11 protein-coding genes and 2 tRNA genes are annotated in these 11,612 nt (G+C 50.8%); 1 reads left to right on the top strand and 12 read right to left on the bottom strand.

What is annotated here, in order from left to right; genetic code table 11:
* Positions 1 to 12 precede the first annotated feature (12 nt).
* The 7 genes from DCCM_RS02960 to gvpA form a co-directional block, all read right to left on the bottom strand.
* Positions 13 to 762 carry a GvpL/GvpF family gas vesicle protein gene (locus tag DCCM_RS02960; RefSeq protein WP_104370978.1) on the bottom strand — a complete coding sequence of 250 codons (750 nt, stop codon included), beginning with the start codon at positions 760 to 762 and terminating at the stop codon, positions 13 to 15.
* Positions 755 to 2,893, bottom strand: coding sequence for a CDC48 family AAA ATPase (locus DCCM_RS02955; protein ID WP_104370977.1), 2,139 nt, complete (start codon positions 2,891 to 2,893; stop codon positions 755 to 757). Before DCCM_RS02955 ends, DCCM_RS02960 begins: the two co-directional genes overlap by 8 nt.
* Before the next feature lie 31 nt (positions 2,894 to 2,924).
* On the bottom strand, positions 2,925 to 3,437 hold the full coding sequence (locus DCCM_RS02950; protein ID WP_104370976.1) for an Hsp20/alpha crystallin family protein: 513 nt from the start codon (positions 3,435 to 3,437) through the stop codon (positions 2,925 to 2,927).
* Between the two features lie 45 nt (positions 3,438 to 3,482).
* Positions 3,483 to 4,532: a gas vesicle protein GvpN gene (gene gvpN, locus DCCM_RS02945; RefSeq protein ID WP_104370975.1), complete on the bottom strand. Its 1,050-nt coding sequence runs from the start codon at positions 4,530 to 4,532 to the stop codon at positions 3,483 to 3,485.
* Positions 4,533 to 4,571: 39 nt separating this feature from the next.
* On the bottom strand, positions 4,572 to 4,829 hold the full coding sequence (locus DCCM_RS02940; RefSeq protein ID WP_104370974.1) for a gas vesicle protein GvpO: 258 nt from the start codon (positions 4,827 to 4,829) through the stop codon (positions 4,572 to 4,574).
* Between the two features lie 155 nt (positions 4,830 to 4,984).
* Positions 4,985 to 5,287, bottom strand: a complete 303-nt coding sequence (locus DCCM_RS02935; protein ID WP_104370973.1) for a hypothetical protein — start codon at positions 5,285 to 5,287, stop codon at positions 4,985 to 4,987.
* Between the two features lie 522 nt (positions 5,288 to 5,809).
* Positions 5,810 to 6,028, bottom strand: coding sequence for a gas vesicle structural protein GvpA (gvpA, locus tag DCCM_RS02930; RefSeq protein WP_104370972.1), 219 nt, complete (start codon positions 6,026 to 6,028; stop codon positions 5,810 to 5,812).
* A 353-nt stretch (positions 6,029 to 6,381) separates the two neighbouring features.
* Here gvpA and DCCM_RS02920 point away from each other — a divergent pair, with 353 nt between their 5' ends.
* The gene (locus tag DCCM_RS02920) at positions 6,382 to 7,080 is read left to right on the top strand and encodes a hypothetical protein (protein ID WP_104370970.1); all 699 of its coding nucleotides are present in this window, start codon (positions 6,382 to 6,384) and stop codon (positions 7,078 to 7,080) included.
* 259 nt (positions 7,081 to 7,339) lie between these two features.
* Here DCCM_RS02920 and DCCM_RS02915 read toward each other — a convergent pair.
* From DCCM_RS02915 to DCCM_RS02895, 5 genes are all read right to left on the bottom strand, one after another.
* Positions 7,340 to 7,415: transfer RNA gene (locus DCCM_RS02915), tRNA-Glu, on the bottom strand.
* A gap of 3 nt (positions 7,416 to 7,418) precedes the next feature.
* A tRNA-Lys gene (locus DCCM_RS02910) sits at positions 7,419 to 7,494 on the bottom strand.
* A 127-nt stretch (positions 7,495 to 7,621) separates the two neighbouring features.
* Complete coding sequence (locus DCCM_RS02905) at positions 7,622 to 7,885, bottom strand: hypothetical protein (RefSeq protein WP_104370969.1); 264 nt, start codon at positions 7,883 to 7,885, stop codon at positions 7,622 to 7,624.
* A gap of 359 nt (positions 7,886 to 8,244) precedes the next feature.
* On the bottom strand, positions 8,245 to 9,531 hold the full coding sequence (locus DCCM_RS02900; protein WP_104370968.1) for an adenylosuccinate synthase: 1,287 nt from the start codon (positions 9,529 to 9,531) through the stop codon (positions 8,245 to 8,247).
* A gap of 215 nt (positions 9,532 to 9,746) precedes the next feature.
* Positions 9,747 to 11,075, bottom strand: coding sequence for an NAD(P)/FAD-dependent oxidoreductase (locus DCCM_RS02895; protein WP_231702627.1), 1,329 nt, complete (start codon positions 11,073 to 11,075; stop codon positions 9,747 to 9,749).
* Between the last annotated feature and the right edge of the window lie 537 nt (positions 11,076 to 11,612).

Raw genomic sequence — 11,612 nt, 5'->3', positions numbered from 1 at the left:
CCACCGGTCAAATCAATCAACCTTGACATCTATAAAGTTGTATGGGGGCCACGGCCCGGTATATTTAAACTCCAGTGTCCGGCCATAAATATCATAAAAGCGGTTCACGGCCAGGTCGAATTGTTCCTCTCCGGCTTTATCCACCAGAAAGGCGGCGTTTAATACCATCCTCTCCCCCACTATGTCGTTAAGGCGGGATTCCACAGCCTCCTTTTGCAGCCCCCGGTAGATGTTTTCAATGTAATAAAGCCTTTTTTCGTCCGCTATTTTTTGGAGCCTCTCACCCAGTTCGATCATCAGGAGATAGCCTTTATCCGGACCCAGTTCCACTATTTTGTTTTTCAGGGCGACCACCTCTTCATTGGACTCGCCCACCTCTTTTACGAAGGAGTCCCTGGTCCAGAACAGCTTTAATCCAACCTCCATTTTGTTATGCAGCCGCTCCAGGTTGGTCATGACCGCCGGATAAATTTCCTCCAGCAGCTTGTTCAGGGCATCCATGCTTTTACAGATTACCCCGAACCGCACCGGCACCACTTCGTGCTTTGCCATGACGGCGCTGATCACATTCTGATGGCACATGGCATTTTTTCCCACAGGGTCGTAATACTCCTCGGCGCTGTCGCTTACAACCGCCGCCATATCCCGGTGGTGAACGGTATATACCGGCTGCTCCCCCTGGCCCGGTCCTATTTCCCCAATGTCTTCAGACTCGCCGGCTTTTATAAAACAATAGAGGTATTTTCCCGTTTTTTCACTCATACTCCATCACCCCCCGGGGCGTGTTTTGGACTTCCCCTATGGCTTCTTTAAAATTATCGCCGCTGATGCGAAAATGCTCCGGGTTCGCGCCGCCGGGGTTGCGGCGGATAAATTCCTCTATGGCCAGCAGGGCCGCCCTGCGGCACACGTACTCAATATCCGCTCCGCTGAAACCTTCCGCCCTTTCAGCCAGGATTTCCGGGTTTATCCCCTTTTCCAGAGGGCGCCCCTGCATGTGTATTTTAAACATTTCCGCCCGGGAGAGCCGGTCCGGAAGGCTCAGGCCCAATTTAACCTCAAACCTCCCGGAGCGCAGCAGGGCCGGGTCAACAGCGTCGATCCTGTTGGTGGCGGCCATCACCACCACATTGTTCAGCCCCTCGATGCCGTCCATCTCCGTCAGCAGCTGGCTTACCACCTTCTCCCCGGCGGCTCCCCCTCCATAACCCCTGACCGGGGCCAGACCGTCTATTTCATCAAAAAATATTATGCATGGGGCCACCTGCCTGGCTCTTCTGAAAAGTTTGCGAATTTCCTTTTCCGATTCACCCACCCATTTTGAAATCAGCTGAGGCCCTTTTACCGATACGAAATTGGCGTTGGCCTCATTGGCCACGGCCCTGGCCAGCAGGGTCTTGCCGGTGCCGGGGGGGCCGTACAGCAGTATGCCCCTGGGCATTTTCGCCCCTGCCCTGGCAAAAAGCTCCCTGTACTTCAGCGGCCATTCAATCAACTGCCTTAAAAGCTCCTTTTCCCTTGCCAGACCGCCCACCTGTTCCCACCCCGCCACGGGAATCTCCACCAGGAATTCCCTGGCCGCGGAGGGCTCAATATCCTTTAGGGCCGCCTCGAAATGTTTCATGGCCACCTTCAGCTCCGTCCAGCCGGACCATGCTGTCCGGTCCTCCCGGGGATTTAAACGGGGCAGGGCTTCCCTGAGACAGCCCATGGCGGCCTCCTTGCACAGGGCGCTCAAATCGGCCCCGGTAAAACCGGCGGTAAGCCCGGAGAGCAATTCCAGGTCCACATCCCCGTCCAGAGGCATGCCCCTGGTGTGAATCTGTAAAATATCCCTGCGGCCTTTTTGGTCCGGGACTCCTATATGTATTTCCCGGTCAAAACGTCCGGGCCGCCTGAGGGCCGGGTCCAGGGAATTTGGAATGTTTGTGGCGCCTATCACCACCACCCGGCCCCGGGAGGTGATGCCGTCCATCAGGGCAAGCAACTGGGCCACCACTCTTTTTTCAACTTCACCGCTGACTTCTTCCCTTTTGGGGGCTATGGCGTCTATTTCATCAAGAAATATTATGCTGGGGCCCTTTTGCTGCGCCCTTTCAAAAACTTCCCTGAGCTTTGCCTCGCTTTCACCGTAAAATTTATGAATTATCTCCGGGCCGCTAACATGAAAAAAGGCCGCTTCAGCCTCCGATGCAACGGCCCGGGCAATTAATGTTTTGCCCGTGCCGGGAGGTCCGCTCAAAAGAATGCCCCTGGGCGGATCGATGCCCAGGTGCCTGAATACAAAGGGATATTTCAGCGGCAGCTCCACTATTTCCCTTACCTTATCAACCTCTTTTTTCAGCCCGCCTATATCTTCGTAACAAACAGCCCTGCTTTCGCCGGCACCCTCCGGGGAGGCGTCCTTGAGCACTATGTCCGTGCCGGACCCCGCCGACACAATACCCTCCGGCTCCACGTGAATCACAATGGCCTCAATTTTTTTGGAACCCCAGGCAGGTACCTGAACTTTATTGTTAACCTTAACCGGCAGCCCCTCCAGGTATCTGCGGATGTAATCGCTTTCCGGCCGGAATTCCCGGTTTGCCGGAATTGACACAATTATTTTTGACGCGGCGGGACAAAAACCAACCTTTTCAACCCTCACCTTGTCGCCCGGCCCCACCCCGGCATTTTCCCGGAGCAGGGCGTCCAGCTGTATTACCCTTTTCCCGCGCAGTTCCCGGTGCTGGGGCATTAGCCGTGCCACCGCCGTGCCACCGCCGGTTATTGCAACCACATCCCCCACCTCCGCCCCGACCCCGGCCATATCCTCCGGGTCAAGGCGGGCAATACCCCTGCCCACGTCTTTATGAAGCGATTCGGCCACAATAAAATCCTCGGAACGTTCCATAGAATATTGCCCCCTATACCCCCGGCGTTCCTCACGCCGCCTTGTCCAGGGTAATGGTCAAAATACCGTTGCGCACAACATATTTAAGGGATTCCGGATTAACCTCGCAGGGCAGGGATATGGATTTCACCTTGTCCGTGCCCTCTTGCTTAATTTTTATTTCCAAATCCCCGCCGGACACCGCCACACCCAGGGAATTTTCCCGGGCCCCCGGCACCTCCACCACGATTTGCAGGGATTCACCCTCGTCAAAAACATCCGTTACCGGCTCCCAGGATTGCCGGGCAATCTTTTCACGAATTATTTTCGGCGGATTTTCTTTATCCGCAAAGGACGGCGGCGGAGAATCCCCGAGGCCTCCCAACCTGACGTTAAACCCGTAGGAGCCCTGAAATATTTTTTTGTCCCGGGGGAAGTGAAACACTCCGCTTTTAGTCTCCTCGGTTTTTTTCTCCGCCTCCATCCTTTGGGCAAGCTCCACCAAATCGGTTATTCCCTTTACCACATCACTTAATTTCAACCCGTCAAAAAAATCTTTTTTCATTAAATATTTACACCGTCCCGTGATAATTCCAAAGTTATATAAAAGTTAATCCGCCAGTCCGCCGGGTTCATTCTCCTGCTCTCCGGTTTCGCTGCCGGTGGCATCCTCCATTAACTCGTCATCCGCAATGTCGCCGGACTCCTCCGGCGCTTCACCCACAAGCGCATCATCCGTTACCGGGTCTTCCGCCACAGTGACAGTCTCTTCCACCATAACCCCCGGATCAATCTCCCCGGCTATCAGTTCGGCCAGGTCCGCCCTCTTTTCCAGCAGTAGAAATCTGTTTTCAGAGAGCAGCACATCCGTGTACACCTCCCGGGGATCAACCTTATCACCGGAATGTTGTAATATTCTGGCTATTTTTATGCAGCTTCTGACGGAAATATTACCGCCTTCACCAATTTTCTCTTTGATTCTCTGCAGTGAATCCACCACCATCCTGGCCCTGTCCCGGACCATGCCCGACCTGGCCATGGTGACCGCAATTTTGGTGTCCCTGTCCATTTCAAATATATCAAGGGTAATAATCCTGTCGTCCAGCGCCATCTGACTTTTGTGAACTCCGGCATACTCCCTGGGGTTGCTGGTAAATATAACCTTGAATTCCGGGTGAACCTCCAGGTAGTGATTTTTTTTCTGCAGCCCGGTGAGGCTTAACATTCTTTCTTCCAGGACGGACAGTAAAAAATTATTCACCTCCGGCCTGGAACGGGTGTATTCGTCATAAACCAGGGTATACCCGTTGGTGCAGGCGGCGGTGAGCCTGCCCTCCGCCCAGCGGTGCTCCAGGTCTTCTTCCAGGAGGTAGACGCTGTGGACAAAATTATCAACCATTTTCCTTTTATGATAGCCATAATTACCGCCTATAAGGTCGGAACCCAGCAAATCCTCGTTGCCGTGGATGAACACCACCGGTCTGCGCAGTTCCCTGGCTACGTACAGCGCCAGGGAGGTTTTGCCGATACCGGACGGACCGCTTAAATTTACCGCTATGCCGGCTTTTAAATAAGCTATGGATTTTTCTTTTAATTTTTTAAAATAGTCTGTAACCACAAAATTTGATGTTTCTAATTTTAGAATGTAATGATCTTTCATTCTCAGCCTTCCTTTTGTTTAATTAAATTAATTATATTTTTATGTATTCAGAGCATTATCCCTGGGTCGCATAGCTTTTCTTTCAAAGTCGGTAACTTGAAAATTAAGACCCACACCCACTTCATATATGGCCATAAGGTCATCCCTGGCCCTTTTACGCATATATTCAACATCCTCTGCCACTTCAATCTGCACCCGCCAGATTTCTCCATCTTTTTTTACTCCGATCACCGACCCCTGTTTATTCAGATTGGCGACAAAAAAGCTTTGCACTGCGTCAATAACCTTTTCAATCATGATAAAACCTCCCCTCCGGTACAATAATTGGGTTTCAATGGCAGGCCCAGCATGCAAATCTGCATCTGGGCCTCTCAAACTGTGCCGGTATAATATTGGCTTTGCAATCCTCAGTAACAGTATCAATCGGTTAATCTATATAATTCGCCACCGCTTTACTGATGCGCGTATTCCTTGCGTATTTTCTCCAATATCTTCATTGTTTTCTCCCAGATTATCTCGGCTTTTTTCCTGTCCGTTTCATAAGAGTTCAAAAGTTCCCGCACTTCCTCCAGGCGTTTGGCCCTGTCCGCCGCAAGCAATACCTGAATGGATTCGGTTTCGCTTATTCTTTCCTGCTGGAATTTCTCCAGAAGCTCCTCAACGGATTTTTCCAGGTGGTGCAGGTACTTTGATCTGTGTTTTTGCGACCGGATCATATCCTGGCCCAACTCTTTAAAATTAGCTGCAAGGGACAATGGTAATCCCCCCTTTAAACTCAATTGGGAACACTCTCGCTGGAAATTTTCAAGGGCAAAAAATAGATCAGGCACCGGAAGATGTGTCCCCTTGCATATATTGAGGACACTCCTTCGCCAGTTTGTTAATAAAGTAAAGTTTCAGGCAAACACCGGAAGGTGTGTCCCCTTGCATATTTCGTTTATTTGGGACATACCGACACCGGTATGTCCCAAATAACATTTTTTCCGGGGCTTCGGGCAGGTACTTCAAACAGGGTATCCTGTGTCATATTACAGTAGCTGTGTAACATAATCGGCCATCATTAAGCCGGAATGCTGTTTTACTCCTGGAGACCACTTCCCTGGCATTTAAGGCTCGCCGTACAGCACTCACGCGCCGCCGGCACGCTCCGGGCTGTCCGGCTTCACCTTTCCCGCCATGCTTTTTTACCGGCCTTAAGGATGACTCTTTTAGCAGGTAGAGGCTAAAATGTAAAAGCCGGTTATAGTACGCCGGTTTCCAGGGCCGGCTTTTAATGGTTATGCAGCGTGTTCGTAAACTAAGGGTTTGGTCAGGCCCACGGCTTCGGCGTACTTCAGCCATGTTTCAACAGAAGCGATAACTACCCTTGCCTCGATGGCCAGCAGTTCTATCCCCACCAGAGATACCCTTGCATACAGGTCAATAATTATACCCTTGGTCAGAATCCTGTCGATGACTTCTGCCAGGCTGGATGCGTCTACGCTCTTGCGTACCATTAAATACCACTCCTTTATTATTTCATATGCCGTGTTTCACGGGCAGACCTGCCCCGGTAGCCCCTAACCGGGGCTTTTATGACCGCGCCAACACGGAATATTTTGTAAAAGTACTGCCAATATCAATATATGGCAGCTCTCCGGTGGAGGTTACTAAAAAACCCCCGGACATGGGGAACAATTTTTATTTTTTTATATATTATGTATTAATATGTCGCACTGCCCCCGTAATTGCTTATTTAAAACTAACCTTTGAAGAAGCCGTAAAAAATAAATTCCAATCATCCTGATATATAAATAACATCGTCATCCGGTTTTACAGTCATCCTGAACAATTGGTTGGTGAGGTATTTATGACTAAAAAAAATTTATTATCCCAATGCAGGGAAAATTTATTGCTCCAAAATCCTGCCGCCCGGGAAAGCATCAGAAATATGGTAAACGGCAGCTATAAGAAGATGGGTAACAGAAGGATATTACAGAACATATCGTGGACAGTGCTGCTGACGGGATATCAGCTGCAGAGCGCAAAAAAAATCTGGCCCGAAATTAAAAAGGCAATGTTGTGGTTCAGCCCCGCCCTAAACCAATTTTTCCCGGGCTGGTGCAAATCCAGGCTGCCCGGAGTATGCGACAACCCCAAAAAAGTAAGGGCCTTTTTAAACAATCTGGAAAAAACCCGGGAATTGATAATTAAACACGGCAGTCTGGCGGCATGGCTGGATCTTTCGGAAAATTTAGCTGAGCAGCTGGTGGCAAATTATAGTTTTATCGGGAATAATAATGTAAAAAAGCTGCTGGACAGCCTGGGATTTAGAAATCTTCACCTGCATCAGGCCGATATGGAAAAAACTTTATTCAGACTTGGGCTGCTGGGCAAGAATCGCCCGTCAAAAGCGTTTTTCGGCGCCCTGACCGCCCTTTCCCGGGAAGAAGGCTGCGAAATAATAGAAGCGTACGCCATATTGTACCTGTTCAGTCAGACTGTTTGCGGGTTAAATCCCCTTTGCTCCTCCTGTATAGTTGAGGGCTGCCCTGAAAAAAACCCTTGATAAATTCGCGCCGGCCATTGCCGCCGCTAAAAAACGCCTGACTCTAAAATTATACGTATGAAAACGGATAAAAATGCTTTTATTCTTCTTTACCTTCTCGATGTTTGTCATTATTTAAATCAATGTCGCCGGGTACATAACGCTTTAAAAAAACAAAATCGCCCTTTGGGCGACTCTGAAGAGTTATCCGCGGATTTACCAGTAGCATAATTTCCTTAAATAACAAAAAAACCCGCGGAATAATCGCAGGTTTTATAGCTGGTGACCCCTACGGGATTCGAACCCGTGTTACCGCCGTGAAAGGGCGGTGTCTTAGACCGCTTGACCAAGGGGCCTTTTGGTGAGCCATCCGCGACTCGAACGCGGGACACCCTGATTAAAAGTCAGGTGCTCTACCAACTGAGCTAATGGCTCGTTAACTGTATGTTGACGGTTTTCTTGTGCTTGTCTTTCAGGGCGTCAACATTAGTTATGATACTATAACCGTTGGAACATGTCAACCTATAATTTTTTTCCCTATTTGGGGACTCTGTTTCCCCATTTACATTTTTCCATTGACCAGGCCTTTCCTTATCAGTGTTTCGTGCAATTCCAGCAAAGGGCCGGACACGTGCAGTATTTCCTGCTCCACCCTGGCCCAGTCCTGTTTGCGCACCGCGCCCAGCAGGTGCCCCATATGCTCCCCGGCTATCAAGGCCCAGTCATCCGGCAGCCTCTGATCGTCGGTGGATTCATCCCCGTGCTTCATCCTGTTCAATTCCGCCTGCAGAAGGGTTTTCTTTAAAAAGTCCTCTCCCCGGTTCATGATTATCACCCTGCTTTATGGTGTTATAGTTGTTCATATTGAATATTTGCCCCCAACCAATCAAAAGCATGACGGCCGGGCAACGGCCGGAAATATAATTGAGCCTTGGGTTCGGAAGGGGTTATTCCCCTTCCGAACCTGCGTTGGGAACATTCCTCACCCCAAAGTCATACATTGGGGACATTCCTCTGACCCGAAAGCCATGCTCCAAAGAGAGGTGTGTCCCCTAACCTTTAGATAGAGGTGTGTCCCCTTTCCTAAATGCCTGTAAAACCCCGGCCTTCAAGGACGGGGTCTTACAAGCTGTTAGCGGGATAAAGCTATTGACGGCCGTTGCCTGCCGCATGGCAAATATCTTTTTAACCCAGCGGGTTCTCCAGAATCAGGGTTTGCTCCCTGCCGGGGCCTACACCCACTATGCCCACGGGCGCCCCGGAAATCTGGCTGATCCTGTTCAGGTACGCCCTGGCGGTTTCGGGAAGTTCAGCAAAAGATTTGACCGAGGATATATCCTCTTTCCAGCCGGGCATTTCCTCGTAAACCGGCTGACACTCTCCCAGCACCTTCAGGGTGGGAGGAAATTCCGTAAGCAATTCTCCCCGGTAATTGTAGCCGGTACAGATTTTTAAACTTTCCAGTCCGGTCAGCACATCCAGCTTGGTAATGGCAAGATAGTCCAGCCCGTTGATGCGGGTGGCATAGCGGGCCACCACGCCGTCGAACCATCCGCAGCGCCGGGGCCTGCCGGTGGTGGTCCCGAATTCGCGGCCCTTTTCCCTGAGATAATTTCCCAGATCGTCTTTTAGCTCGGTGGGAAATGGCCCCTCACCCACCCTGGTAACATAGGCCTTTGCCACGGCCATCACCTTATTTATTTTGGTGGGGCCAAGCCCCGCGCCCAGACATGCCGCGGCAGCCACAGGGTGGGACGAGGTAACGAAAGGATAGGTGCCATGGTCGAGATCCAGCAATGTACCCTGGGCGCCCTCGAAAAGAATGTGCTGGCCCTGGTCGATGCTCCGGTTGATTATTACCGAAATGTCTTCCACAAATTTAGCCAGCCTTTGGCCATACCGGCTGTAGGTTTCAAACATTTCCTGGAAATCGAAGCCTTCCTCGTTATAATACTTTTGCAGCAACTGGTTTTTGTCCTCAAGTATTTTTTTCAGTTTGGGGCCGAATTCTTCCGGATCAATCATATCGGCCATTCTTATACCCACCCGGGCGGCTTTGTCCCCATATGCAGGGCCGATGCCCCGGCCGGTGGTGCCTATTTTATTTGCCCCCTTGCGGTTTTCCTCACAGGCGTCCAGCTTGCGGTGATAGGGCATGATTACGTGGGCCCTGGGGCTGATGCGCAGGTTATCCGTGTTAACCCCTCTTTTTTCCAGACTATCCAGCTCCTGAATGAACACCTCCGGGTCCAGCACCACGCCGTTGCCAATAAGACAGGGTTTGCCGGGGTAGAGAATGCCCGAAGGTATCAGGTGCAGCTTAAATTCCCGGCCGTCCGCCACTACGGTGTGTCCGGCGTTGTTGCCCCCCTGGTAGCGCACCACCATATGGGCCTGGGCGGCCAAAAAATCCGTTACCTTGCCCTTTCCCTCGTCACCCCACTGGGCGCCTATAAGTACCACTGTAGACATTATTACAACCCTCCGTGATGTTGCCCGTCATAACCCTGCCCGCAGGGCCCTGGCAGGCTAATAGTTTTTATATTGTTATCCCAATATTAAGTAAAATTAATGGGCCGGGCCGGTGGCGTTTGCCGCCGGCCCGGCCCATACCGCGCCTGAACAAGCGCCGTGATAAAACTTCGTATTGTAATGATGCCCGAAATCCTTCCTGTTAAACGAAGCCTCTACATCCGGGACAAAATCTCCCGGGCCGCCACCACCCCCGAAGCTGAAGCCTGAATCAGCCCCCTGGTAACGCCGGCGCCGTCCCCGGCGGCAAAGAGATTGGAAATGGCGGTTTCCAATGAATTATTAAGCTGCAGCCGGGAGGAATAGAATTTTACCTCCACCCCGTAAAGGAGCGTATACCTGGAGTAAACCCCCGGTGCGATTTCATCCAGAGCTTTTAGCATTTCCACTATGGCCATCAGGTGGCGGTAGGGAAACACCAGGCTCAGGTCTCCCGGTGTGGCCTCGGTAAGGGTGGGAATGGTCAGTGATTTACTCAGCCGGCTGGCATTGGTGCGCTGTCCGGCAATAAGGTCGCCCAGCCGCTGTACGATAACCCCCCCGCCCAGCAGGTTGGCCAGGCTGGCTACATATTTGCCGTAAGCGATTGGTTCCTTAAAGGGCTCTGTGAATGTTTTGCTCACCAGAACCGCAAAGTTGGTGTTACCGGTTTTTTTGTACGCGTGGGAATGCCCGTTGACGGTTATCAATCCGTCATTATTTTCCAAACAGACCTCGCCGAAAGGATTCATGCAAAAAGTTCTTACCTTATCGTCAAAGGACTTGGAATAATAAATAAATTTGGCCTCATAAAACACGCTGGTGAGGGGTTCCATCACCGCAGCGGGAACCTCCACCCGCACCCCTATGTCCACGGGGTTTATTTCAGTTTTAATGCCCAGCTTGCCGGCCTGGCCCGTAAGCCACTGGGATCCTTCCCTGCCTGGTGCCAGGATTACATGTTCTCCGTAAAGGGTTTCTCCGCCACTGACAGTTATCCCTTTTACCCGGCCATTTTCCACCAGCACCTCATCCACCGGGGTATTTGTTCTTATTTCCACACCCCCGGCCAGCAGGTACTCTTTCATTCTGGTTAGTATCTCCTGGCAGCGGCCGGTACCCAGATGGCGAATCCCCACCGGTATCAGTTTCAGTTCGGACTGAACCGCCCTGCGCTGAAATTCCTCTATTTTTTCTTTGTTACTGAGCCCGTATACCTGGCTGGGGGCGCCAAACTCCAGGTATCTGCCGTCTGCGTACTCAATTAACTGGCTTAAGCCCTTCTCACCTATATACTGTTCCAGGCTGCCTCCTATTTCCGTGGACAGGGTGAGCTTGCCGTCGCTAAAAGCCCCGGCGCCGCCCCAGCCGCAAACCGTGGAGCAGGGCTGGCAATTTATGCAGCTGATATTTTTTGTCTGTGAGGCGCAAATTCTCTGGTCAATATCCCGGCCCTTTTCCAATATCAGCACCCTGGCATCCTTTTTGGTGTTGATCAATTCCATGGCGGCGAAAATACCGGCCGGACCGGCTCCCACAATAATTACATCATAAGCTGTCAAATATTTTTCCCTCCCAGAAACCGGAATTTTTAATTGCTCTTTGACATCCGGTTCAAGCACATAAAAAAACCTCAAATGACTACCGGCGTTTCAGCGGGCATTTGAGTGGCAAGGAAAGGGGACACATCTTCTGACGTATGTTATACCCCTGTTTCTTTATGTTTTTATGAAGGAATGTCCCGTAAAACCGGTCCTTTTAATAATAAGGAAATTATCGGAATTAGTGGCGGAAACAAACCCTCCTGGTGTCAGTCCGTCTCCAATAACTTCCCTGGAGGTAGCCTTAACATATTAATTCTAGCAGGGAGCCGGGTCACTGTCAATATTTATTACAGCCGTCCTTCAAAGGCAGCCCATTTCTGAAAATTTTATACGCTAGGAGAATGTTGAAAAACACATTGAAAAAGCAATAAACGTGTTGATAAACTACCGCCCGAGGCCGTTCAAAAAGCTCCAGATGCAAGGCGCGGCAAGGCCTCA

It is taken from the genome of Desulfocucumis palustris (assembly GCF_002933875.1).
In the GTDB taxonomy this organism is placed as follows: domain Bacteria; phylum Bacillota; class Desulfotomaculia; order Desulfotomaculales; family Desulfocucumaceae; genus Desulfocucumis; species Desulfocucumis palustris.
This window is presented reverse-complemented; position numbering and strand designations above follow the sequence as displayed.

Excerpts from the sequence above, each read along its gene's own strand:
- DCCM_RS02960 (WP_104370978.1), bottom strand. The coding sequence starts at position 762 with ATGAGTGAAAAAACGGGAAAATACCTCTATTGTTTTATAAAAGCCGGC.
- DCCM_RS02955 (WP_104370977.1), bottom strand. The coding sequence starts at position 2,893 with ATGGAACGTTCCGAGGATTTTATTGTGGCCGAATCGCTTCATAAAGAC.
- DCCM_RS02950 (WP_104370976.1), bottom strand. The coding sequence starts at position 3,437 with ATGAAAAAAGATTTTTTTGACGGGTTGAAATTAAGTGATGTGGTAAAG.
- gvpN (WP_104370975.1), bottom strand. The coding sequence starts at position 4,532 with ATGAAAGATCATTACATTCTAAAATTAGAAACATCAAATTTTGTGGTT.
- DCCM_RS02940 (WP_104370974.1), bottom strand. The coding sequence starts at position 4,829 with ATGATTGAAAAGGTTATTGACGCAGTGCAAAGCTTTTTTGTCGCCAAT.
- gvpA (WP_104370972.1), bottom strand. The coding sequence starts at position 6,028 with ATGGTACGCAAGAGCGTAGACGCATCCAGCCTGGCAGAAGTCATCGAC.
- DCCM_RS02920 (WP_104370970.1), top strand. The coding sequence starts at position 6,382 with ATGACTAAAAAAAATTTATTATCCCAATGCAGGGAAAATTTATTGCTC.
- DCCM_RS02905 (WP_104370969.1), bottom strand. The coding sequence starts at position 7,885 with ATGAACCGGGGAGAGGACTTTTTAAAGAAAACCCTTCTGCAGGCGGAA.
- DCCM_RS02900 (WP_104370968.1), bottom strand. The coding sequence starts at position 9,531 with ATGTCTACAGTGGTACTTATAGGCGCCCAGTGGGGTGACGAGGGAAAG.
- DCCM_RS02895 (WP_231702627.1), bottom strand. The coding sequence starts at position 11,075 with ATGGAATTGATCAACACCAAAAAGGATGCCAGGGTGCTGATATTGGAA.